The sequence below is a fragment of the Paenarthrobacter sp. NEAU-H11 genome (assembly GCF_050573415.1).
Taxonomy (GTDB): domain Bacteria; phylum Actinomycetota; class Actinomycetes; order Actinomycetales; family Micrococcaceae; genus Arthrobacter.
Map to the genome: position 1 here is coordinate 101162 of NZ_JBNZGA010000013.1, position 23549 is coordinate 124710.

At 60.9% G+C, this 23549-nt stretch carries 17 protein-coding genes and 3 pseudogenes; 14 read left to right on the plus strand and 6 right to left on the minus strand.

Annotated elements, in window-relative coordinates; all coding sequences use genetic code 11:
* Positions 1-3: 3 nt before the first annotated feature.
* The 7 genes from ACQ3DC_RS16055 to nemA all read left to right on the plus strand — a co-directional run bounded on the left by ACQ3DC_RS16055 (position 4) and on the right by nemA (position 6749).
* Positions 4-195 carry a ferredoxin gene (locus tag ACQ3DC_RS16055; protein WP_430752735.1) on the plus strand — a complete coding sequence of 64 codons (192 nt, stop codon included), beginning with the start codon at positions 4-6 and terminating at the stop codon, positions 193-195.
* A complete protein-coding gene (locus ACQ3DC_RS16060) occupies positions 195-1460 on the plus strand; it encodes an NAD(P)/FAD-dependent oxidoreductase (protein WP_430752736.1) in 1266 nt (421 codons plus the stop codon). Before ACQ3DC_RS16055 ends, ACQ3DC_RS16060 begins: the two co-directional genes overlap by 1 nt.
* An 83-nt stretch (positions 1461-1543) precedes the next feature.
* Positions 1544-2836, plus strand: a complete 1293-nt coding sequence (locus ACQ3DC_RS16065; protein WP_430752737.1) for a flavin monoamine oxidase family protein — start codon at positions 1544-1546, stop codon at positions 2834-2836.
* Positions 2837-2916: 80 nt separating this feature from the next.
* Positions 2917-3348, plus strand: a complete 432-nt coding sequence (locus tag ACQ3DC_RS16070; protein WP_430752738.1) for an ester cyclase — start codon at positions 2917-2919, stop codon at positions 3346-3348.
* Between the two features lie 82 nt (positions 3349-3430).
* Positions 3431-4609 (plus strand): thiolase family protein, encoded by a 1179-nt coding sequence (locus ACQ3DC_RS16075; protein WP_430752739.1) that lies wholly within the window; start codon positions 3431-3433, stop codon positions 4607-4609.
* A 181-nt stretch (positions 4610-4790) separates the two neighbouring features.
* Complete coding sequence (locus ACQ3DC_RS16080; protein WP_430752758.1) at positions 4791-5567, plus strand: enoyl-CoA hydratase; 777 nt, start codon at positions 4791-4793, stop codon at positions 5565-5567.
* An 87-nt stretch (positions 5568-5654) separates the two neighbouring features.
* On the plus strand, positions 5655-6749 hold the full coding sequence (gene nemA / locus ACQ3DC_RS16085) for an N-ethylmaleimide reductase (protein WP_430752740.1): 1095 nt from the start codon (positions 5655-5657) through the stop codon (positions 6747-6749).
* Between the two features lie 696 nt (positions 6750-7445).
* On the opposite strand, the pseudogene ACQ3DC_RS16090 reads toward nemA, so the two are convergent.
* The 4 genes and pseudogenes from ACQ3DC_RS16090 to ACQ3DC_RS16105 form a co-directional block, all read right to left on the minus strand.
* A pseudogene (locus tag ACQ3DC_RS16090) lies at positions 7446-7655 on the minus strand (helix-turn-helix domain-containing protein); the annotation flags it as partial.
* Positions 7656-9202: 1547 nt separating this feature from the next.
* On the minus strand, positions 9203-9634 hold the full coding sequence (locus ACQ3DC_RS16095) for an acyl-CoA thioesterase (protein WP_430752741.1): 432 nt from the start codon (positions 9632-9634) through the stop codon (positions 9203-9205).
* Positions 9635-9991: 357 nt separating this feature from the next.
* On the minus strand, positions 9992-10693 hold the full coding sequence (locus ACQ3DC_RS16100) for a TetR/AcrR family transcriptional regulator (protein ID WP_430752742.1): 702 nt from the start codon (positions 10691-10693) through the stop codon (positions 9992-9994).
* A 108-nt stretch (positions 10694-10801) separates the two neighbouring features.
* Positions 10802-11599: an acetoacetate decarboxylase family protein gene (locus ACQ3DC_RS16105; RefSeq protein ID WP_430752743.1), complete on the minus strand. Its 798-nt coding sequence runs from the start codon at positions 11597-11599 to the stop codon at positions 10802-10804.
* A gap of 984 nt (positions 11600-12583) precedes the next feature.
* On the opposite strand from ACQ3DC_RS16105, the gene ACQ3DC_RS16110 reads away from it, so the two are divergent.
* From ACQ3DC_RS16110 to pntB, 6 genes are all read left to right on the plus strand, one after another.
* The gene (locus tag ACQ3DC_RS16110; protein WP_430752744.1) at positions 12584-13768 is read left to right on the plus strand and encodes an alcohol dehydrogenase catalytic domain-containing protein; all 1185 of its coding nucleotides are present in this window, start codon (positions 12584-12586) and stop codon (positions 13766-13768) included.
* 84 nt (positions 13769-13852) lie between these two features.
* Positions 13853-14722 (plus strand): alpha/beta fold hydrolase, encoded by an 870-nt coding sequence (locus tag ACQ3DC_RS16115; protein ID WP_430752745.1) that lies wholly within the window; start codon positions 13853-13855, stop codon positions 14720-14722.
* Positions 14723-14738: 16 nt separating this feature from the next.
* Entirely contained in the window at positions 14739-16280 is a 1542-nt protein-coding gene (locus ACQ3DC_RS16120) for a flavin-containing monooxygenase (RefSeq protein ID WP_430752746.1), read from the plus strand.
* Between the two features lie 23 nt (positions 16281-16303).
* Positions 16304-17044, plus strand: coding sequence for an SDR family NAD(P)-dependent oxidoreductase (locus ACQ3DC_RS16125; protein WP_430752747.1), 741 nt, complete (start codon positions 16304-16306; stop codon positions 17042-17044).
* A gap of 934 nt (positions 17045-17978) precedes the next feature.
* Entirely contained in the window at positions 17979-19532 is a 1554-nt protein-coding gene (locus tag ACQ3DC_RS16130) for a Re/Si-specific NAD(P)(+) transhydrogenase subunit alpha (RefSeq protein ID WP_430752748.1), read from the plus strand.
* A gap of 44 nt (positions 19533-19576) precedes the next feature.
* Positions 19577-21004, plus strand: a complete 1428-nt coding sequence (gene pntB, locus ACQ3DC_RS16135; protein WP_430752749.1) for a Re/Si-specific NAD(P)(+) transhydrogenase subunit beta — start codon at positions 19577-19579, stop codon at positions 21002-21004.
* Between the two features lie 277 nt (positions 21005-21281).
* Here the strand turns inward: pntB and ACQ3DC_RS16140 are convergent.
* A pseudogene (locus tag ACQ3DC_RS16140) lies at positions 21282-21618 on the minus strand (transposase); the annotation flags it as partial.
* 486 nt (positions 21619-22104) lie between these two features.
* Here ACQ3DC_RS16140 and ACQ3DC_RS16145 point away from each other — a divergent pair.
* A pseudogene (locus ACQ3DC_RS16145) lies at positions 22105-22191 on the plus strand (transposase); the annotation flags it as partial.
* Positions 22192-22492: 301 nt separating this feature from the next.
* Here ACQ3DC_RS16145 and ACQ3DC_RS16150 read toward each other — a convergent pair.
* Positions 22493-23110 carry a TetR/AcrR family transcriptional regulator gene (locus ACQ3DC_RS16150; RefSeq protein ID WP_430752750.1) on the minus strand — a complete coding sequence of 206 codons (618 nt, stop codon included), beginning with the start codon at positions 23108-23110 and terminating at the stop codon, positions 22493-22495.
* Positions 23111-23549: the final 439 nt, after the last annotated feature.

Below are 23549 nucleotides of genomic sequence, written 5' to 3' on the forward strand. Positions count from 1 at the left end.
ATGATGAAAGTAACCGTAGACACAAAGCTATGTGCCGAAATGGGACAATGCGTGTTTAGCGCACCGGAGGTCTTCGCCTTCAACGACAATGGAAAGCTCGTGTGGGAGTCCAACCCGGATCTCGGGTTGCGCGACGCTGTCGACGAAGCAGCCGATGTGTGCCCTGTGCAGGCCATCTTCGTTGAGCATGACTGATGAGTGCCCGGATCGTCGTTGTCGGAGGCTCGCTGGGTGGCCAGCGTTCTGCTGAGCAACTTAGGGCCAAGGGCTGGGACGGCGAAATCGTCGTCATTGGTGCCGAGCATCATCCGCCTTATCAGCGGCCACCGCTGTCGAAGGCCGTACTCACCGACGAGGGTCTCCGTGAGCCGGCTGCAGCCGACCTGCTGGCACGCCCCGATGTCGCGCTTCGTCAGCGTCCCGGCGTCGAAGGCATCACTTGGATAACGGGGCACTCGGCCGTCGGACTGGACCTGGCCTCCAGGACTGTCGCTATGGACGACGGGAGTGACCTCGCCTTCGACGGACTCATTCTGGCGACGGGGTTGCGCCCACGCAGGCTTGCGCTTGAGGGCGGCACTGCCTCCCGACACGTATTGAGGACCTTGGAGGACGCCATCTCCTTGCGGGCGGCGCTTCAGCCAGGTGTCCGTGTCGCAGTGGTCGGCGCCGGCTTCATCGGATGCGAGGTCGCCGCCAGCGCCGTTGCGCGCGGTTGTGACGTGACGGTTATCGAGCCGCTGGCACAACCCATGCTCGCCCCGCTCGGCGCACGATTAGCACGTGCGATGCGGCAACATCACGAAGACCGCGGTGTGCGATTCTCGCTTAACCGTGTCGTGACCGCGCTCAGGACAGGGTCAGATGACCGCGATCGCATCGAAGCAGTGGGTTTGGACGACGGTAGCGAGATCCCGGCCACCCTAGTCGTTGAGGCAGTGGGTTCGGTGCCCAATGTCGACTGGCTATCCGGAACTGGCCTCGACCTCTCCAATGGGCTGCTCTGCGACGGATCCCTCAGGGTTGAAGGTCACCAAGGGATTGTCGCAGTCGGGGATGTGGCGCGGTTTCCTAATCCGCGGTTCGATGACGTGCCCCGGCGAGTAGAGCATTGGTCTATGCCCGCTGACACGGCAGTGCAGGCTGCCGTCACGCTTATGGCTGACCTCGGCCGCCCGGTCCCGGGTGGAACCGGACACGTGTTTGCGCCACTTCCCTCGTTCTGGAGCGATCAGTTTGACGTCAGAGTCCAGGGATACGGGACCTCCGTGGCCTGCGACGAGACACGCATCCTTGAGGGCGATTTCAGTAATGGATGGAAAAAGCGCGGGGTCACTGTCGGCCACCACAGGAATGGCCGGCTGGTGGGGTGCCTCGTCGCTGGGGGCACCCCCGCACAACGGATGAAAGCCCGTCGGCTTGTAGAGGAAAGCACCATGATAAAGGCTGTCGCACTTTGATCCCGCTGCCCGAAAGAAAGCCCTTTACATCTAACCTCTGAAGATGTAGGTTGAACGGAAATCTTTAGGAAAGGACTAGATCAATGGAAGATACTTGCGACGTAGTTGTCGTCGGAGCTGGCTTCGCCGGAATCATGGCTGCACGGGACCTCTCAGCGGACGGACACAATGTCATCGTCCTTGAGGGACGAGAACGCATCGGGGGCAGGACCTACACCGATGACGGTATTGGGCGTTCCGTCGAACTGGGAGGCGCCTACGTCCACTGGACCCAGTCGCACCTCTGGCGGGAGATGCGACGTCACGACATCAAGTTCTCAGCTCCTCTTGACGTGGACAAAATCTATTGGATTGCCGACGGGCGGACCAACTCCGGCACCGCCGCCGACTACGACGCCGCCTGCGCACCGGGAATTGGGGCATTCATCGCGGACTCCCGTGAGCACTTCCCGCTGCCGTTCGATGACTCTGCCTCGGATCTCAGCGTGATCGATAAAGAATCCATAGCTGACCGCATGGCGAACCTTAATCTTTCAGGCTACGACCGCGACGTCCTGGATGGCATGCTGACGTACACGGTCGCGGACCCGGCACAACAAGGAGTCACACAGATCCTAAAATGGTCCGCCATCCACTTCGGAGACTGGCGAGCAATGTGGGAGGCCGGGGCGTACTGGCGCATCGAGTCAGGAACCAAGAGCCTAATTGACGCAATGGCCGAGGAATCAGGTGCGGACATCCGTCTCTCAAACCCGGTCGCATCCGTTGAAGACACCGGATCAGAGGTCATCGTGGTGACCCGCAACGGTGACACGGTACGAGCCAAGGCAGTCGTCATTGCGGTGCCCGTAAACACGCTCGCTGACATTGACATCACGCCCAAGGTCAGCGAACCGGTCCAGCGCTTCATCGATGAAGGCCACCCGATGACAAACCTCAAGATGTGGGTGCGCGTCCGCGGTGAGATAGAGCCCTTCAACGCATACGCTCCCGCAGGCGCGAATCCCATCACGATCGCCATGGCCGAGTACTACCACGAAGGCGACACCCTCGTCGTCTGTTTCTGCCCAGACGCGACCTCAATCGACCCCGATGACAAGTCCGCTGTTCAGGAGGCCCTGCGCGCTTATGTGCCGGATCTCGAAGTAGTTGACACCGCGTGTGAGGACTGGGCGTCAAACGAGTTTTCACAGGGAACGTGGATGATGATGCGCCCCGGTCAATTCACCGAGTGCGCGCCGCAGATCCGAAAGGCTCATGGACGAGTCCACTTCGCAGGAAGTGACATCGCACCCTTCTACGTTGGATGGATCGAAGGGGCACTCGAGAGCGGTGCCCTCGTCGCCCGAACCGTCAGCAAGACACACCTGGCCTAATTCTTGGTGGGCAGTCCGGGTAGCTGCATGCTGCCCGGGCTCCCTCAATGGTGCCGATATACAGACTCCACCCTTTTCGAATGGAAATTATCATGCCCCGAAAGCTCGATCACATCATTGCGGAGATGGACACCGCCTGGGAAACCAAAGAGGGGGCCAAGGCAGTCGCAGAACACTTCGCTGATGACGGCGTCCTCTACGACATGACTTCCCTTGCGCCGGTTAGCGGAAGGGCCGCCATCGAGGAGGCCCTAGCCGTCTTCACCCGCGCGTTCCACCCGCTCTCCTTCGAAAGCGCCTTGGTCGGCGACGATGGCATCACGGCTGTTGTGGAGTGGAAAGCGAAGGGTGTGCACGCCGGCGAGCTCGACGGGATCGCGGCCACCGGCCGCACGGTAGAGCTTCACGGCGTGAACCTCATGACCTTCTCAAGCGACGGAAAGGTGACCCAGGAGCGGTCCTACTGGGACTCGGGCGCACTGCTCAGGCAACTGGGAGTGTTCGACAGTTGATGAATTCACGACGGTTTAGGCCGCCTACCGCGGCCGAGCCCAGCACCACTGATCGATGCCACAAGCACGAGGAGCCACTCACATGATGAACGCAGTGATCGTCGATATTGTGCGCACCGCATCAGGCAAAGGCAAGCCGGGGGGTGCTCTCGCCGAAGTTCATCCGGCGGATTTGCTCGCCACAGTGCTCACAGCACTCGTTGAGCGCAGCGGCATTGATCCCGCCCTAATTGACGATGTCATTGCCGGCTGCGTTACTCAGGCGGGCGACCAAGCAATCAATGTGGCCCGTACGGCGCTCCTGACGGCAGGCTTCCCGGAGAGCGTGCCCGGGACCACCGTAGATCGACAATGCGGTTCCAGCCAGCAGGCCGCGCACTTCGCTGCGCAGGGCATCATGGCCGGCGCCTACGACATCGCGATCGCCTGCGGAGTCGAGTCCATGAGCCGGGTACCCATGTTCTCGTCGGTACGGGAGGGACACCCACAGGCTCCACTCCAGCAGCGTTTCCCAAACCTTCCTGGCCAGGGGATCGGGGCCGAGCTCATCGCATCACGATGGAAATTCGGCCGCGAAGAACTCGACGCGTTCGCCGCGCAGTCTCATCAGCGAGCTGCCGCCGCAACAGCCGGCGGCTGGTTCACTAATGAAATCATTCCCGTTGCACTTTCGGACGGTAGCAGCCACGTCACGGACGAGACCGTGCGGGCCGCGACAACACCGGAGGGGCTCGCCGAATTGAAACCCGCCTTTTACACCGATGAGATGGCATTGCGCTACCCCGAGGTCAAATGGAACGTTACCCCCGGCAACTCGTCGCCGCTTTCTGATGGGGCGTCGGCAGCACTCATCATGAGCGAGCAGCGGGCGGAAGCTCTCGGTATGACACCGCGGGCCAGGTTCCACACTTTCGCGATCGCCGGAAGCGACCCGGAAATCATGCTGACCGGACCTATTCCGGCGACCCACAAGGCACTCAAGCGGAGCGGTCTGGACATCGAGGAGTTCGATGCCTACGAAATCAACGAGGCGTTCGCATCAGTTCCCCTCGCCTGGGCAAAGGAGTTCAACGCCGACCCGCAGAAACTCAACCCACGCGGCGGCGCGATTGCACTGGGCCACCCCCTTGGAGGCTCAGGTATGCGGCTCATGGCCACGATGCTCAACTATCTCGAGGCTACCGACGGCCGCTACGGCCTTCAGGCGATGTGTGAGGGCGGCGGTCTAGCCAACGTCACAATCATCGAACGGTTGAGGTAGTTGGCTGCTGTCAACCAATGCTCAAGTAGGACGAACCGGGAAAGCGCACACTTCGCCACCGCTTCACGCCTAAAAGGATCAAGGAAAACTCATGACTTCAACGACGCCCATCTCCCGTGGGCGATCCGATAGCCCCGCTGCTACCAACCGCGCCGAAATGGCCCATGATCAGGGGACAAACATGACTGCATACACGACCATCATCGTGGAGACGCGCGGGCGTGTCGGCTGGATCACTCTCAACCGCCCTGAAGCCCTGAACGCTCTTAACCCAACACTCATCCGCGAGGTCGTCCTGGCAGGCAAGGCTTTCGATGCCCACCCCGACATCGGTGCGATCGTGCTAACTGGTTCGGATCGAGCCTTTGCTGCCGGGGCTGACATCAAGGAAATGGCAGACAAGGGGTACATCGACATGTATCTCAACGACCCATTCCAGTCGTGGGGCGAGTTCGGCAAGCTTCGCACGCCCGTCGTGGCCGCCGTTGCTGGCTTCGCTCTCGGTGGTGGATGCGAGTTGGCGATGATGTGTGACATCATCCTGGCGGCAGACACTGCGAAGTTCGGGCAGCCAGAGATCAACCTAGGCGTCATTCCTGGCATCGGCGGTACGCAGCGCCTACCGCGCGCGATCGGTAAGTACAAGGCCGCCGATCTGGTGCTAACGGGCCGCCTCATGGGCGCGGACGAGGCCGAACGAGCAGGCTTGGTTTCTCGGGTCGTCCCGGCATCACGACTGCTCGACGAAGCTGCGGCGGTGGCCGAGAGCATCGCCTCTAAATCACTTCCCGTGGTGTATGCCGGCAAAGACGCTCTGCAGGCATCCCAAGAGTCCACACTTGCAGAAGGGCTGCGCGTAGAGAAGCAGGCCTTCGCCGCGATGTTCGCCCTCGACGACCAAGCAGAAGGAATGCGTGCGTTCCTTGAGAAGCGCATACCGAACTTCGTAAACCGCTGAAGGGCGGCTTAGCCCTCGCGTATGAATCTTGCCGAACACGGTTAACCACCCTTTGGTGCCGACCCTTACTAAAAGGACATCTCATTCATGCCCACTCTCTTCGATCCCTTGAAATTGGGAGCCGTCACAGCGCCAAACCGCGTTTTCATGGCGCCGTTGACTCGAATGCGATCAACACAACCGGGCGATGTTCCCAACGACCTCATGCTCGAGTATTACGTTCAGCGGGCTAGTGCTGGCCTCATCATTTCCGAGGGTGCCCAAATTTCCCAACAAGGCAAGGGCTACATGGATACCCCGGGCATCCACACCGAGGAGCAGGTCACGGCATGGCGCCGTGTCACTGACGCGGTGCACGCAGTAGGAGGACGGATCGCGTGCCAACTGTGGCATGTCGGACGGGTCTCCCACCAGTCCTTTCATGACGGCCAACTTCCGGTGGCTCCAAGCGCCTTGCCCTATTCCAACCGGACCACCATCCGAGGCGAGAGTGGGCAGCCTACGCGCGTCGATTGCCCGACTCCACGAGCACTCGAGAATCATGAAATTGCTGGCGTGATCGAGACGTACCGGCAGGCCACGTACAACGCACGGGCAGCTGGCTTTGACATGGTTGAGATTCACGCTGCCCACGGATATCTGCTTGCCCAGTTCATGTCGGCACAAAGCAATAGCCGAACAGATCAATACGGTGGAAGTCTCAGTAACCGAGCCCGCCTCACTCTTGAGGTGCTTGATGCCGTCACCGATGCCTGGGATCCAGCGCATGTTGGCATCCGGATCTCACCGCTCGGGCTTTTCAATGGCCTCGACGATACCGGCGGGGGGCCGATGTGCTCTTACTTGGCCGCGGCCCTGGCCGAGCGAAAGGTGGCCTTCCTTCACCTCTCAGAGCCAGATTGGGTGGGAGGCCCGCAACTCGACGACGATTTTCGTATCGCCCTTCGGTCGGCCTTTCCGGGAACGCTGATTGGCGCGGGAAACTACGACTTGACCAAGGCGAATCGTTTGCTTCGCGCGGGGTGGATAGACGCCGTCGCGTTTGGACGGAGTTTCCTCGCCAACCCGGATCTACCGCGTCGACTTCAGTCGAGGCTGGATCTAAACGAGCCTCAATTGGCCACCTTCTACGGGGGCGGGGCCCGCGGGTACACCGACTACCCCACCTTCCAGCCTGTATAGCTACGGGAAACGAAATCGACAAAGGTAGTCAAGCTTAAGCATTCTCGGCGCAGCATATCGAAACCTGTTGCAGCTCCAACATTGGAGCGCCGACTACAAGAGTTCGAGCTAGGGACAAAGGGCTATATCAGGCCAGCAAATCGCTCATAAATTGGACAACGGAGACCAACCATGCCTTGCCAGACGCTAATTACCATCGAAGCTCAGAACCGTGCTTCAAGAGATGACCAACTGGAGAAGGCCACCAACTCGCTCAGTAACCAAGCAACCGACTGCGGCATTCTCGTTACACGGCACAGCTTTAGAAAATTCACTGCGACGCTGAGTCCCACAGTGGAATACGGACTCATCCAGGAGATGGATCTGCTGTGAAGAACTAAGGCACAATTCTTTTGAAGGCCCTGGTCTGGGCTGCCTCCGCACAAGTGTCGGATGAGACGCCATCTTCCTTAAGGGAATCATCCCGGCCCAGAAACTTGCAGTGACCGGGCCGGACGCGGCGGAGTACATCCGTTCCAGCGTACCCGGTCTTGTTAGGTGCCGGCCTGGCGGCTTCCTCCGCATCCCCTCTGAGTGGTTAGATTGCGCCTCTCCAGCGTTCTCCCCCGCCCACCCCTATAGAGCCGATAACGGATATTCCGTCAAGCTAGGGTCGCGCGGACTATTTCACATCGACGGCACAGGCAGGGGAGCGGCTCACTCCAGCTTGGCTTGGCGCAGGTACTGGTAGACGGTCTCCCTGCTGATCCCGTAGTCACGGGCAAGGCGAGCTTTTGGAACACCGGTGCCGGCGCGCTGGACGAGCTCGGCGGCTCGTTCCGGCGTGAGTGTCTTTTTCCGTCCTTTGTAGGCGCCGCGCTGCTTGACCAGAGCGATGCCCTCCCGCTGGCGTTCCTGGATGAGGGAAACGTTCAACGATTTCCGACAGCACGCAGCGATGTTTCATGCGTAACGCCCAGTCACTGAAGGCTCGTTGGCAGTCCACCCAGAGCGGCAGTGGCCAATGGACAGCCAGGGCCGCCGTATTCCACCTCGAAGTCCGAAGGCCTGAAAAGCCTGCTACGAGACCGTTGCGTGCTTAGCAGTCAGGCTATCTGCAGTTGATATGGCTCAAAGTTTGTGCTGCCCCATACGCCTGAATAGATAGATCCCGGCGACATGTCCCTTGGTGACCACGCCCTGTCCAGTTGCCAGGACACGGTTAGTGGACGTCGAACCGGTTTCCACGAAGACATAACCAGTGTGCTCGAGATGCCAGCCAACGGCTTCGATCTGCCCCAGAGTCACAGCAGTAGAAGACCCTTGTACCAAGCGGTTCTCCGAGGACCCGAAGGAAGAGTGTGAGCCCGCTAAGGAACTTACTTCCATCTCAACCTGAAAGAACTGATCTCCGTTTTTGTATGCAGTCTCCGCTAGGCCCACGGGGCTGCTCCTGTAGGCTTCCTCAGCCCGTTCTGCCTCGCGTATCCGGGCGCGTTCCTCATTAGCCGCCTGGCGTTCCTGTTCCTGCCCTGCCCACTTTTCCCGCAAGCCCATCTAGCCCCAATCGTCATCGCTTATAAGGAAGTCAGGCATCATGAATTCGAAACACTGCCAAACCACATTGACACCCTACGTTAGGTAGAGCACCAGATCCTGAAGGCTGTCCAGCACAATGATCAGCGGTGTGAGTGCCATCGGCAGTTCTACAAGCAGTTGGCACAGGCGCCGCAGGCCGGGAGGCCAACCCATGTGGACCAGCGCGACGCCGTCGAAGTCCTAAAAATCATTGAGATGTCACGGCAGCAGAAGAGCGCCTCGAGGTTTCTGGCGGGCTGACATCATCCCCTCAAACTATCCCGCCAACTCGTAATCGGACCTCGTGAACAACTTCGACGCCGACGAAGCGTCCGTTTGCGAAGCCCTGCCAAGGCACAGCATGCTCGTTCCCAAGCCGAAACTGAACGAACCAAAGACTCGGCCGAAGGGCAGATGAAGCGGTGGTCGAAGCCGTCGTTGCAGGGGCCAACAGACAGGACAGGACGGCCCAAACAACCCAAGCAGACCCGCCTACCACTCCGCTGAACGTCGCCAGCAGTTGGCCGAAAGGCCAATTCTCGGCTCCTGGCAGACAAGCACCATTGGATGCAAGAATCATGCAATTAATGCAAGTTCGATCGACTCCCTCAAACAAGTGGGGCAGATATTCTTCACTTGACTCCAAGCATGGCTCAATGCCGGGAGGCGGCCGCACAGTACCGTCGTCACAGGTGTCGGTAGGTCATTCGCCGCTCCGCCCCCGCCTCCAGCGGCCAACCGCCCGCCGGCCGCTGGACAGCTTGTCCCGGTCGGTCCTGCGATACTTACCGCCTCCCGTCCAACCAGGGCTGGGCTCACGCACTGGTAGCGGGTGCTGGCGTTCGCTGCTCTGCAGGAACCGGAGGAAGCCGACGGTAGGGGGCATAAATCTTCGCCTAGCCGAGGAGTGTTTCGGTGACGTGGTGCGCGGGGACCCTGTCTCTGTCGTAGGTAATGTTCGTGTAGCCGTGCGGCTCGGGCTTACCCTCGCCGTTCAGATTTACGAACACGATTTCCTCGATGGTGAGGATGCATCGCCGGGTGATCATGTTCCGAACTTCCGCTCGCATAGTCAGTGAGGTTCTGCCAAATTTAGTGGCCGTTAGACCCATCTCGATGAGGTCCCCTTGGACTGCGGAGCTGACGAAGTTGATTTCGGAAATATACTTTGTCACCGCCCTGCCGTTGCCCAGTTGGAGGATGGCATAGATCGCTGCTTCCTCATCAATCCATTTGAGGAGGCTCCCACCGAAGAGGGTGCCGTTCGCGTTTAGGTCTTCTGGCCTTACCCACTTTCTAGTGCGAAACGTTATGTCTGAGGATTGCAATGGTGGGACCTTACGTGTCAGAGGCTGAATTGAGTAACGTTTTCCGGATGGGCTGGCTGCCGGCCACTGAGTAACCGAAGCGGCGTATGTCCCACCCCGCAGAGGAAGACCCTACGAAGATGCAGGCAGAGGCCAGGTTGCGGCGCATGACAGTGCCGGGGCCTTAGCGTTCCGCCGGCAAGGGCTTGGCCTTCAAAGTGTTTCGGAAAAGCATCTGGTAATGGAGAAACTCTTCATGCTACGGCGCGAAGTTGCCAGGAGTGGCCTTCCATGCTGGCCAGAAATATGCTGACCTCCTGCCGGGCTTTGCGCTAGCCGTGGCACGACAAGGCACCTGTGCCAGAGGCCCAGTTCCACTTAGCGAATATCGTTCACCGAAGGGAATCTGGTCAGGCCTTCATCGACCGGCGAGGGCAGACACAGGATCCTTCTGACCGCCAGCCACATGAATTCCTCGGCTTCAAACGGTCCCGCAAGAGTGGAGCCGGGTTGCCCCCATTTAAGGATTTCGTCGCAGATGACAATAATCATCTCCGCCCAATGAACTGCTGCTGTGTGCTCAATTCCCAGGTCCTCCAATAGTCTCCGGATAAGTTGTCGGTAACCGGCTTTCAACTCTTCGAGTTCGTCCCGGACCGAATCCGTAAGTACCGGTGATATCCGGTCCGCCGCCACAACAACGTCCCATGCAGGCACAGTCTTGGGCTTTTCCAAGACCCAACGCACGTGGAGGAAGACAAGGCTGCGCAAATTCTCGAGACTGGAGTCACCAGGGCGCAATCCCTGTGCCGCGTTACGATAGAAGGCTTTCAGTAGGGAAGACAAGGCGGCAGAGATCAGTTGGTCCTTCCCGTCGGGAAAGTAGGAATAGAGTGTAGCGGTCCGCATGCCGACCCGTCCCGCGATCCGCCTCATGGAAGCTCCCTTGACCCCTTCAGCAGCGGCGATCTCAAGGGCGGCGTCGAGCACCTGCTCGCGCGTTCCATTGCCAGGCTCCGCGTCCGGCCCAGCAGTCTTATGGCGCGCGCAGAACCGTTCCACTTCTTCCACAACGTTCACTTTCTCATTTAAGCGTCTTTCCCGCCTTCGCGCAGAACCTGTGACGGTACCGCCCGAAGACGGGAAGGCAGTCGGGTGTGAGTTCGCCCTGAATGACCGATTAGGCCTCTACTTTCCGGTCAGGTAGTCCCAAATCACTTCTCCAGCAGGCAAGTCACAGTCATAGTGCGAGTACCAGCCAATGCATTCTCCTGCTGGCAAAAACGGTGTCAGCGAATCGGTCGCGGAAGCTGCCTGGATTGCGACGGCTGCTCTGCCGCTCCAACGGTCGGGGTCTCCGAAGGCGTCTTTGTGCATTGCCTTCTTGTTGTGTGTGGCTATCAGTTGCGCTACCGCCGGGTGGCCGGGTGAGCCTCCGGGTATGAGTTTCATTGTCAGGGTTGGGTGCGCCACCGACTGTGCAGCCGCTGGCAAATCGGTAGCCTGACAGGCGACGGACAGGTCGATCAGCGGCAGTCCGTCATGGCGGGTTGCCGAGAAGGTCCACTGGCCTGATGTAATGCGGAAGTCCATGACGGCGGTTTTTTTGGCAAACCCCCACAGTTCGCGCCCTGCAGCGAATGCTCCTTCATTGTCGGCGTACATCACCGGACTGTACATGTATTTTTCTCCGTTGAAGTCCACGAGGACTGTGAAGTAGAACTCGCGGTAGGCGCCGAACGGTGTGCGCTGGTAGGTGCTTGCCACGAGCGAGACAGTGGCCAACTCAGCGTCAATGCTGACACCAGGGGGCAGCATGGTACGGATTGGTGCTGCCTGTGCCTCGTAGACGAGGCTAAGGCTTTCGGCGCCGCGATAACGGTAGGGCGGCTGGGGGTAGAGTTCACCGGCACGGTAGGGCTGGGAGAATCCGTCCGGCAAGATGCCGCTGAGACCGCTGGCCCGTTCACGTGAGGTAATCGTCATGGTGTTTGTCCTTGAATGTAGCGATGCGGTTGGTGAAACTTGGATGAATGCCCGGCTTCTAGTTCTGGGCTGTTCGAGAGCCTGGCGTCAGATGCGAGGAACGACCAGGTCGCTGATGGCCTCGGTGTCGGCGACACTAATCCAAAAAGCTGTCCTTGGCGGCCGCTGAAATCAGCGTCTTCCTCCATGGGAGTGCAGCTGAGTCCGGGATGGACTGAATTCACTCGGCTGCCCTAGGCCAGAATTACAGCGCTGCGGACGTCGTTACACGGAGGAAGGGCACCTCTTGCTGACACGTATTCGCCGTAGCTTTCAATTCTTGGGAGGCTGGCATTCTACGACGTGTTCACGATCCAAGGTCCGGAAACGGTCTTCTTCCTTCCTGTCGACGCCATGGCAGGCGATGTTAACCAGGATGTCGGTTGGTCCAAAGCGGCTCCGCGAGTTCCAGTCGGTTTCCGAGCGGACACCTAGCCCATAAAAATGGCTGTCCGGACCGAGATCCATTGGAGTTCGCGGCGCCGAGTCGATTGGGTTCTGATTCATGGGAGCTCCGGGAGAAGAAGAAACTGATGACGGTCTGGGCGGCTCGGTCGAAATAGAAGCCACCTGACGATGAGCATGCGACTTGGTCATACACCTGATAGTAACGATCGTTACGGAACCAGCGTCTCCTGTCAATGTTTAGTCTCACCAACTTTCCTGCGGGTTGGTATGAGCCGAGGACGTCTTTGCAAGGATCGAGGACCCCCGGCCTCCGGGGAAGCTCAAAATTTTTCCGTCCGACTGTTGACGGGCGCCGATGCCTGCACGTACGCTCAAGCTCATCGTAACGACTGTTACGCCTCCAAGTTCTATGACAACGTCGTCAGCTCCTCAGGCTTTTGCGTTCCACTGCCCACATGGAATACGACGCTGACACCGGCGTCGGCGGGAACGTAAAGGCACCCACCCATTTTCATTTCACGGAAGATCACAGAAACCATGGACATCACCGACCGGAAAGGTCCGGCCTTGGCCGTCCGCGGAAAGGCCTCGGATCACGTAAAGCCCATATATCCGCTGCGAATCACTGGGGCAGTGCTTGAAGAGGTCTGCCGCCAACAGCCTTTCGCATCATCCAGGCCACTGAGCATCTCGGAGTTGGAGTTGTCGGCGCCGGGGCCGGGTGAGGTGCTAGTCCGGATCGAGGCCGCGGGGGTGTGCCATTCGGATCTATCCGTGGTCAACGGCAGTCGAGTGCGCCCTGTGCCGATGCTGCTGGGACACGAGGCGGCCGGCCGCATTGTTGATGTCGGGCCCGGCGTTGTGAATCTGGCGGTTGGCGACCGGGTTGTCATGGTCTTCATGCCCCGTTGCGAGCAGTGCCGGGCATGTCGGACTGGCGGGAAACAGCCCTGCATTCAGGGTACGGCCGCGAACACGGCCGGCACGCTCTTTGCCGGCGGTGTGCGACTGGGCCGGCAAGGCCGGGAGATCAGGCATCATCTGGGGGTCTCGGCCTTTGCCACGCACGCTGTGGTGGATCGCCGTTCGGTGGTCCGGGTTGATGACGACATTCCTGCCGACGTGGCCGCCGTACTGGGATGTGCCGTGCTGACAGGCGGTGGTGCGGTCCTGAATGCGGCCAGGCCCGGAGCCAGCGACACGGTTGCCGTTGTCGGCCTTGGCGGGGTGGGCATGGCGGCCCTGATTACCGCCCGTTCGCTGGGCGTGCTGCGGGTCATCGGCATTGACAACCTCGAGGAGAAGTTCGTCCAGGCACGTGACATGGGGGCCGATGAGGCCTACACACCCGCACAGGCGGCCGAACTCGGCATCAGGGCCGACCTTGTCGTCGAGGCGGCTGGCCACCCGCGGGCTTTCGAGACGGCTGTCGAGCTCACCGCTCCGGGAGGGACCACCGTCACCGTGGGGCTGCCCGCACCGGACGCCCGGTCGGCGGTCTCGCCGCTGGTTCTTACCTCGGAGGCGAGGACGATCATCGGAAGCTACTTGGGTTCGGCGGTCCCCGCCCGCGACATCCCGGTTTATGCACAGCTTTGGCGCGAGGGAAAGCTGGCCGTCGAGAAGCTGATTTCATCCCGGATCCGTCTCGACGACATCAACGAAGCGATGGACACCCTGTCAGCGGGCAAGGCCGTCCGCCAAGTGATCATGTTCGACTAGCCCATCTTTGACCTGCCCGATGTGGGCAGGCGACCAGCAGGACCACTCCCAGTCGCGGGAAGTCGGTGAAGGAAAGGAACGTTGATGAGCATTTACCCCGGAGTTGTGTCCGGAACGGTGGTTACCGGCGGTGTTGAAGTTGGCTATCACGACGGGGGACAGCCCCTGCCCGGGCCAGTGGTCGTGCTAGTCCACGGAACCGGCGGCCTGACCGAGACACATTTCTTCACCCTGTACCCGATGCTCGCGTCGCGGCACCGGGTGATCGGGATCGACCTATCGGACCGGGCCCCCGATGGCGGTCCACTGACCATCGAACACTTGGTGGCCCAGGTCCAGTCGGTGCTCGATCAGCAGGTCCCCGGCCAAGCGGTCGTTTTGGTTGGATACTCCCTCGGGGCCTGCATCGCTGCGGATCTAGCTGCGAAGTTCCCGAAGGCCGTGGAATCGCTGGTACTTCTGAACGGCTGGGCCACCACCGACAACGCGCTGCGCCTGCGCCTGTCCTTGTGGCGTCGGCTCTACAAACAGGGGCCGCCCGAGGCGCAGGCCGAATCCATGATGAGCAGCATCTACAGCCGCGCCTGGCTCGCTGCCCGGACCTGGGCCGAGATTGAACAGCTGCGCACCGGCTACGAGGTAGGCCCGGGCAGCTACCGGATGATGGACCTGAACACCCGACTGGACATCTCCAGCAGTCTGCCCGGGATCCGCGCCCGCACTCTGGTCATCGGCAGCACGTTCGACCAGCTGATTCCAATCGACCATAGCCGTGAGCTCTTCGGCGGCATCCAGGACGCACGCTTCACCGAGATCGGCGGCGGGCACGCCTCGGTAACCGAACGGCCCGCGCAACTCTTCCACCTGATCGACCGGTTTATCCGCGAACCGCAAGCCCACCCTGCCGGTACGGTAATCGGCGACGACGTGCTGCAGCAGCTGAATCGCCTCTAAACACAAAGGATCTTCCATGAACCCAACGCACCCTTCCGCCGGCACCGCCGGGGAAAAAATGCAGCCGGTCGATGTCATTATCATCGGCACCGGCTTCTCCGGCTTGGCCATGGGCGCCCAGCTCAAACGCCGCGGCCAGGATTCCTTCGTGCTGCTCGAACGCGCGAACGACGTAGGAGGCACCTGGCGGGACAACCAGTACCCCGGCGCCGCCTGCGACCAGCCCTCACACATGTACTCGCTTTCCTTCCGCCTGAACCCGGACTGGACCAGCGTCTTCTCCGCCCAGCCCGAAATCTGGGAATACTTACGCGCCACTGCCCGCGGAGAACACCTAATGCCGCACATTCGCCTCAACACCGAGGTCCAAAACGCCGGCTGGGACGAGCGAAGGCAGCAATGGACCGTGACCACCACCACCGGCACCTATACCGGCAGGGTCCTCATCAGTGCAGCCGGCCTGCTCTCCGAACCGAAAGTGCCTGAAATCGAAGGTCTAGACACCTTCTCCGGAGACCTGTTTCACTCCGCCCGCTGGGACCACCAGACCTCCTTGGTCGGCAAGCGCGTCGGCGTGATCGGCAACGGCGCCTCCGGCGTACAGATCATCGCGGAAGTCGCCAAGGAATCGGGGCACCTGACGGTCTTCCAGCGCACCCCACACTGGATCGTCCCCCGGGCCGACCGTGACTACACCGAGGCCGAGAAAGGCATGTTCCGCAAGGACCCCGAAGCGATGCAGCGGCTGCGCACCAGCATGTTCTGGGAGAACGAGGAACGCTTCGCTCAGCGGGCCGCAATCCCCTCACTGCTGGCCAAGGCCACTGAGGTAGCCCTCAAACACCTCGAAGCCCAGGTCCCAGACCCCGAGTTGCGCGCTAAGTTGACCCCCGACTACGAGATAGGCTGCAAGCGCATCCTCAAGTCCAGCGACTACTACCCCGCTCTCTCCCGGAGCAATGTCACCCTGGCCACAGGTGGGATCCAACACATCGAATCCGACGCCGTCATTACTCCGGACGGGACCCGCCACCAACTCGACGCGCTCGTACTCGCCACCGGTTTCGAAGCCACCGACCTTCCCATTGCCAAACGTATTCACGGACGCGGCGGCCGCTCCCTTTCCGAACGGTGGGCCAACGGGGCCGAAGCTTACAAGACCACCTCCATCCACGGCTTCCCAAACCTCTTCGTCCTGGGCGGGCCAAACACCGGTATAGGCCACAACTCACAGGTCTATATGTTCGAGGCCCAGATCGAACACGTCCTCGGCGCCCTGTCCCACATGACCAACAACCGCATTCAGGCCCTCGAAGTAACCACTGCGGCCGAAGACGAATTCCGTGACAGCCTCGATCGCCGCGCCGCCACCACGGTCTGGCTCACCGGAGGCTGCAACACCTGGTACATTGATCCCCGCAGCGGACGACTGACCACGCTGTGGCCCGACTACTCCCACACTTTTCAAGAAGAAGTCGCCCCCTTCGACCCCACCGACTACGGGATCATCGGAACCACAGCACCCCTGGTCCGTTCCGCCTCCGGGAGCATTCTATGACCTGCGCCCAAGGAAGAGAGCCCGTGGCCGCCGTGACCGGTGGGGCCTCTGGAATCGGGTTCGCCTTTGCCCGCCGGTGGCTCGCCGGCGGCGGGCGGGTCGTCCTAATGGACTACCGCCAGGATGCCCTGAACGAGGCCGTAGATTCCCTGGACGAGCAATATGCCCGCGGCATCGTTGTCGACGTAACTAACAACGATTCAGTACTTGCTGGTTATGAGTCAATCCGGAACACGGAAGGCAGGCTCGATGCCGTCGTCAACAGTGCCGGTATTGCCCGCCCCGCACCGGCTGCCCGGATCACCGACGAGGACTGGACCGCCCTGCTGGAGATCCATCTCACCGGTACCATGCGCTCCTGCCGCGCAGCCTACCCACTACTGCTGGAATCCGGGCGCGCCGCAATCGTCAACCTGTCCTCGGGTGCCGCGGTCAGCGGCCAACCGGGCAGGATAAGCTACACCACGGCCAAAGCCGGGATCGAAGGCCTGACCCGCACCCTGGCGGTTGAATGGGCGCCGGACGGCATCCGTACCAACGCCATCGCCCCCGGATACGTCCGCACGGCCCTAACCGAGTCGCTCATTGCCGCGGGACGGCTAAACCCGGACCCGATCATCAAACGCACACCGCTGGCCCGGTTTGCCGAACCCGCGGAGATCGCTGAGGCGATCTACTTTATGGCCAGCCCTGCGGCCTCCTACATCACTGGACACTCCCTGATGATCGACGGAGGTTTGACTATCGACGGGAACTGGTACTAGGGAGTCACTTGATTGGGACGGCTGGCGCATCTCGCTTGGTGTGACAACTGGATGTCACCTTAGCCGAGCAGCAGGTGTTGATGGGGGTCGACGGATCGTCGGTGCGTCCGATGCCCTAGGCCACCGGCTCAAGCAGATCAATGAATTGCGATACGAAAGGCAGCTCCATGGAAGACCGTTCAAATTGGAAGGATTTGGCTGGCCAACAGGTCCGGGTTCAGAAAGAAGGGCGAACTATCCGAACCGGGTATGTCAAGGACGTAGCCGTCTCAGCGGATGCACTCTGGATTGAAGCCGACGGAGTCGAACCGCGCGCACTATATGAGAAGGCGCAGGGACACGTCGTCCTACCGGTAACCCGGGCGGCCTGCACGGCGGGCAAACCATGAACATGCAGCCTGTGGAACCTATCGAAATAAAGATCCGTGACCGGAGTTCCATGGACACGTGCCTAAATACGGCAGTGGACCAGATGATCGAGGGCGCGTTGCACTTGGGCACTGGCATCCTCGTGACGCGCCTGGCAGATGAACACTTCGTCGTCTGCCTCAGCGATGCTGTCCCCTTTGGGTATACGGAACAACTCGATTGTCGAGACCGAGCCACTGACGGACTGCGGGACGTTGTTTCCCCGCGCTCATCCGTTGAAGCCGGAACATTTCTGTAGGAGATAGGCCCTGGGTCGTCCACCCTGAACAGAACGTTGCAGGTGCGAAGGCGCGTAAGGTCCCGGCACGGAAGTTCCGACTGCGATGCGGATCTTAAGCCGGGCATTTTCGAGGTGTCAGTGCCACCTCCAGGCATTAGCAACTCCCCGGAACCAAGCGCCCCGACTGAGCGTTTGGTGCCCGACAGTTTTTCTAAGAGAACAGGTGCGGGTGCCCGCGTCGGTATGCCGCGTCTGGCACATGAAACAGATGAGAGAGAGCACCAAGTGACACGTATTGGCATCGTGGCCGAATTGGGCCGTGAGACGAGGGTGGCGGCGACGCCTGTCACCGTGAAGCAGTTGTTGGGGTTGGGCTACGAGGTTGTGGTGGAGAAGGGTGCGGGTGAGTCGGCATCCTTCCGTGATGAGGCTTACGCCGAAGCGGGCGCCCTGATCGTTGGCGCCGATGAGGCGTGGGGCAGCGAGATGGTGTTGCGGATCAATCCGCCCACTGAGGATGAGATTGCCCGTCTCACCGAGGGTGCCACGCTGATCGGGTCGTTGAGCCCGGGGTTGCGGCCTGATCTGGTGGAGGCGCTGGCTTCGCGTCCGATCACGGCACTGGCGTTGGATGCGGTGCCGCGGATCTCGCGGGCGCAGTCCATGGATGTGCTTAGTTCGATGGCGAACATTGCCGGGTACCGTGCCGTGATCGAGGCGGCCCACGAGTTCGGCCGGTTTTTCACGGGACAGGTGACCGCGGCGGGCAAAGTTCCGCCCGCCAAGGTCTTGGTTGCCGGGGCCGGCGTCGCTGGCCTCGCGGCGATCGGTGCTGCGTCCAGCCTGGGCGCGATTGTCCGGGCGACGGACCCGCGGCCAGAGGTCGCCGACCAGGTGAAGTCGATCGGCGGTACCTATCTTAAGGTCGAGGTCGCCGAAGAGATGAAGTCCTCCGACGGATACGCGAAGGCGACGTCCGAGTCGTACAACGCCAGGGCTGCGGAAATTTACTCCGAGCAGGCAGCGGATGTGGACATCATCATCACCACTGCCCTGATCCCGGGGCGTCCGGCGCCGAAGCTGCTCACCGCCGAAGACGTGGCAAGCATGAAGGCCGGCAGCGTGATCGTGGACATGGCAGCCGGCCAGGGCGGAAACGTCGAAGGCTCCGTCGCCGGCGAGCGGATCGTGACGGACAACGGGGTGGTGATCCTGGGCTACACGGATCTCCCGGCCCGGCTCCCGGCCCAGGCATCGCAGCTGTACGGGACGAATATGGTGAACCTGCTCAAGCTCCTGACCCCGGATAAAGACGGGGTCCTGCGGATCGATTTCGACGACGTCGTGCAGCGTTCGGTGACCGTGGTGCGTGAGGGGGAGAAGACCTGGCCGCCGCCCCCGGTCCAGGTCTCCGCCGCCCCGGCGGCCAAGACCCAGGCTGAAGTTGCCGAAAGTACGGCACCGAAGAAGAAGCCGGGCCTTAGCGCTGCCGCCAAGGCAGGCCTCTTCGCCGCAGGAATCGCGGCGCTGTTCGGGATCAACGCGGTCGCCCCGGCGCCGTTGCCGCAGCATTTCACGGTGCTGATGCTCTCGGTCGTGGTCGGGTTCTATGTGATAGGGAAAGTCCACCACGCCCTGCACACCCCGCTGATGTCCGTGACGAACGCGATCTCCGGAATCATCGTCGTCGGTGCGCTGCTGCAGGTCACCTCGGAGAACATCGTGATGCAGATCCTCGCCGCCGTCGCTGTCCTGCTGGCCAGCATCAACATTTTCGGCGGCTTCGCCGTCACCCGGCGGATGCTCGCCATGTTCTCGGCCGGGAAGGCCCGTTCATGAGCGCCATCGCCGAAACAGCAGAAACACTTACTAGGAGCTTTACCGTGTCTGACGCCGTCTCCGGTCCGTTGACTGCCGACTCCATCGCGGGGGCGGCCTATATCGTCGCGGCCCTGCTGTTCATCCTGTCCCTCGCGGGGCTGAGCAAGCACGAGAAAGCCCGCGCCGGGGTCATCTACGGCATCACCGGCATGGTCATCGCCCTCGCCGCCACCATCTGGCTGACACTCCAGGACGCCTGGGGCACCGGCCACGCCCTGACCGGCCTGGGCCTGCTCGTCGCCGCGGTCGCCGTCGGCGGGGCCATCGGACTCTGGCGCGCCCGGGTGGTCGAAATGACCGGCATGCCCGAACTCATCGCCCTGCTGCACAGCTTCGTGGGCCTCGCGGCGGTCCTGGTGGGCTGGAACGGCCACCTCGAAGCCCCCGAGTTGTCTTCAGACCTGATGGCGATCCACCACGCCGAGGTCTTCATCGGCGTGTTCATCGGCGCGGTGACGTTCACCGGCTCGATCGTGGCATTCCTGAAACTCTCCGCCCGGATGAAATCCTCACCCCTGATGCTGCCAGGCAAAAACGCCATCAACCTCGGCGCCCTCGCCGCGTTCATCGCCCTGACCGTCTGGTACGTCAACGACTCCCAGCTCTGGCTCCTCATCGTCGTCACCGTCCTTGCCCTGGGGCTGGGCTGGCACCTGGTCGCCTCCATCGGCGGCGGTGACATGCCCGTGGTCGTGTCCATGCTCAACAGCTACTCCGGCTGGGCCGCAGCCGCGGCCGGCTTCCTGCTGAACAACGACCTGCTCATCATCACCGGCGCCCTGGTGGGATCCTCGGGTGCCTACCTGTCGTACATCATGTGCAAGGCCATGAACCGGTCCTTCATCTCCGTGATCGCCGGCGGCTTCGGCATCGCCGCCCCCGCCAGCAAAGGGGACACGGACCACGGCGAGCACCGCGAGATCACGGCCGAGGCGACAGCGGAAATGCTCACCAACGCCTCGTCCGTCGTCATCACCCCCGGCTACGGCATGGCCGTCGCCCAAGCGCAGTACCCCGTCGCTGAACTGGCCCACCAGCTCCGTGAGAAGGGTGTGAACGTCAGGTTCGGGATCCACCCCGTCGCCGGGCGCCTTCCAGGGCACATGAACGTCCTCCTTGCCGAAGCCAAAGTCCCCTACGACATCGTCCTGGAAATGGACGAAATCAATGACGACCTCGGCGATACCTCCGTGGTCCTGGTCATCGGCGCCAACGACACCGTCAACCCCGCTGCCGCCGAAGACCCGGGCAGCCCCATCGCCGGCATGCCCGTCCTCAAAGTCTGGGAAGCCGAGAACGTCATCGTGTTCAAGCGATCCATGGCCGCTGGCTATGCCGGAGTCCAGAACCCCCTGTTCTTCCGCGACAACTCCCAGATGCTCTTCGGCGACGCTAAAACCCGGGTCGAAGACATCCTCCGCGCGTTCTAATCGCAAACACCTACCAAGACGAGGAGAAATAGTGCCCCGACGTCGTGTGACTCCTAGCGGCCTGGCCCAGGCAGCATTACGATCACTCATGCCGCATCGGAACGTCTGCGCTAAAGCAGTTCCCCTCCAGAGTTTTAGCATTGACGAATACGCTGCCTCCCCTTGGATTGGCCTTCACTACAGACACGAGTTCTTGCTGCACTACAGGCACGAATTGCTGGAGCAACAGGATCTGACGAGACTGTCCGATAAACGGTGTGTGGAGTCCGGCCGGTTTTCATAATTGAGTGGTTCTTTCGAACCGGCTGGCGAAGGTTATAGCGAACGCGTTTAGTGCAGGCTTCCACCTCATCCCAGCGTGCCCGGCCGCCGCCGGTTGGATCAAGAGATCTGGTGACCAGGTATAGGCATTTCAGGGCGGCGGTTTCGTTCGGAAAGTGCATGCGGTCCATCACCGCCCCTCAGTAACGTGCGTTGATTGACTCGATCTCGTTTGTCGTGCAGATGACCCCTCGGATCTCCACGTCGTAGTCCAGGAAGGGCACGAACTCGGCCCAGGAGAATCCCCAGAGCCGTACGATGGCCGGATATCGTTGGGCCCCCTTCGGCAGTAAATTCGGCGAACCGGTCCTTTGCCGCTTGCTCGGACGGGGCCGTGCAGGTGGCTCCTCGTGGTTGAGGGTGAAACAGGTTCCGTGGCTTGAAAGCTGAAGGGCTCGTAGCCCTGCTGTGATGAATGTTCTCTGCGCATTGACCAAGTCAGGAGCCAAGAACCTTGACCGAGCCTACTTCTCCGCGCCCCGATGCTGCCACCGCGATCTTCCAACCTGCCCGACTATCACGTCACCGATACTGACGTCCTCGCCTTCGGGCAGCGCCGCGTCAGTGTCGAAGCCACCGCCGATGACGCCGCCCATCGTGCGGCGTCATCGCCAGCCGCGTGCATTCCCGGCGGCCACAACGCTGCACGACGTCCCAGACGCCGGTCCGATCGAAGTACCTTGTGCCAAGCGAAGATTCTTCTGGGATGAATACCTGTGCCTGCGCCAGACATCAAGCGAGAGACAACACAGGTACCGCGCGGGCACGCTCTTTGCTCGGGGCTTATCACCGGGGAAATCGCCGCGCACTTCGAGGAGGTCTACGCCAGAGTCTCTAAAGACACCATCAGCCGCATCACGGAGAAATAGCAGCCACCATCTCGCGCTGCTGGCATGGGCGAGAAAGCCTGATGATCAGGAACGGCTCTGGGCGATCGAGGACTGCCGGCACCTAAGCAGACGATTGGAAAGCGACATCCTCCCAGCGGGAGAACAGGTCGTGCGGGTGCCTCCGAAGCTGATGTCCCATGTTCAGGACAGCTCAGCCGGATTCGAGCTCCGCATGAAGCGCATAATCCTCCGAGGAGCGCTAAACACGGTATGAAAGTAGAGGAAGGCGCCGGACACCGTACCAACGAAAGCTTCGAGACGGGAGCGTAAGGATCGCCTAACGAGCCATTCCGGGTTCATATTTCATGGTAGGGAGCGCGACCTGCAACATCTTCACGGACGTGTCCGTCAACATGTCTTCCGCCGCGCTATCGAACGAAAGCCATCGCATCACCAGACCGTCCAAGACCCCAAGAAGCATCTGAGAGAGCGTCTCAATATCGACATCCAGTTCCTCCTCGGTTCTAACTTCACGAAGAAGCTGGATACAACCGTCCAAGTACCGACGGTAAACGCGCCTAGCCAAATGCTGCGAGTCTTTACTCCGTAAAGACCACATCGTGAGTTCGTAAGAGGCAAGTTGCATGTCGCGACTGCTCTTAAACCATTTCGCAAATGACCGCGTTATATCCGCAACTCCCTGCTGAAGCCCCACTCCCTGCTGTATTCCTAGGCCGACTTCGGCAAAGCCGGCGGCAGTAATGGCTTCATAAACTGCGTGAAAGAGGTCTTCCTTCGTGGCGAAGCAGTAGTGGAGGCTGGCCGTAGGAAGCTCAGCCACTTCAGCGATGCGGCGGGTTGTCGCCCTGGCCACCCCCTCCCGGCTCATCACCGTAATAGCGGCGTCCACAAACTGCCTGCGACGGTAACTAACCGGCTGATGATCCTGCGGCATGCTTCCTCCTCGCGCCCGCACTTCCCGAAGCACGAGATCCCTAAATCCTCTTGATTACTTCCCAGTGTACTTGGACAGTTGGTCAATTTGGCAGAGGGGTGCAACCTTAGTGCTGACAGGACGCCCTGCAGTTCGGCGCCGGTGGCGCGACGCGCCCAATTTTGGCTGATCCAACAACAGTGAGCAGGAGCATCGGACCCGCTTTACACCCAGATGTGCCATTCGGCTTGGGGGGCAAACGAAATCGGCTGAACATCCTAAATCATCGGGTCAAGTCGACAAGCACATCGCTCCCACATCCCAACCGTTTGATCGACTTCGCTCCCGAGAGCGATGCTCTGAGTGATTTCAACCGCATCATAAAAGGGCGGTTTCCAGGCGCGTTAGCCCGGAGACGCTATTCTCTGAGATATCTTGACCACTTGGCCAAGTACAATCT

What these genes read in the sequence shown, in the direction of transcription:
- ACQ3DC_RS16105 (WP_430752743.1), bottom strand. Translation starts at nt 11,599, where the DNA reads ATGACGATTACCTCACGTGAACGGGCCAGCGGTCTCAGCGGCATCTTG.
- ACQ3DC_RS16115 (WP_430752745.1), top strand. Translation starts at nt 13,853, where the DNA reads ATGAGCATTTACCCCGGAGTTGTGTCCGGAACGGTGGTTACCGGCGGT.
- nemA (WP_430752740.1), top strand. Translation starts at nt 5,655, where the DNA reads ATGCCCACTCTCTTCGATCCCTTGAAATTGGGAGCCGTCACAGCGCCA.
- ACQ3DC_RS16120 (WP_430752746.1), top strand. Translation starts at nt 14,739, where the DNA reads ATGAACCCAACGCACCCTTCCGCCGGCACCGCCGGGGAAAAAATGCAG.
- ACQ3DC_RS16055 (WP_430752735.1), top strand. Translation starts at nt 4, where the DNA reads ATGAAAGTAACCGTAGACACAAAGCTATGTGCCGAAATGGGACAATGC.
- ACQ3DC_RS16110 (WP_430752744.1), top strand. Translation starts at nt 12,584, where the DNA reads ATGGACATCACCGACCGGAAAGGTCCGGCCTTGGCCGTCCGCGGAAAG.
- ACQ3DC_RS16060 (WP_430752736.1), top strand. Translation starts at nt 195, where the DNA reads ATGAGTGCCCGGATCGTCGTTGTCGGAGGCTCGCTGGGTGGCCAGCGT.
- ACQ3DC_RS16075 (WP_430752739.1), top strand. Translation starts at nt 3,431, where the DNA reads ATGATGAACGCAGTGATCGTCGATATTGTGCGCACCGCATCAGGCAAA.
- ACQ3DC_RS16150 (WP_430752750.1), bottom strand. Translation starts at nt 23,110, where the DNA reads ATGCCGCAGGATCATCAGCCGGTTAGTTACCGTCGCAGGCAGTTTGTG.
- ACQ3DC_RS16070 (WP_430752738.1), top strand. Translation starts at nt 2,917, where the DNA reads ATGGAAATTATCATGCCCCGAAAGCTCGATCACATCATTGCGGAGATG.
- ACQ3DC_RS16065 (WP_430752737.1), top strand. Translation starts at nt 1,544, where the DNA reads ATGGAAGATACTTGCGACGTAGTTGTCGTCGGAGCTGGCTTCGCCGGA.
- ACQ3DC_RS16080 (WP_430752758.1), top strand. Translation starts at nt 4,791, where the DNA reads ATGACTGCATACACGACCATCATCGTGGAGACGCGCGGGCGTGTCGGC.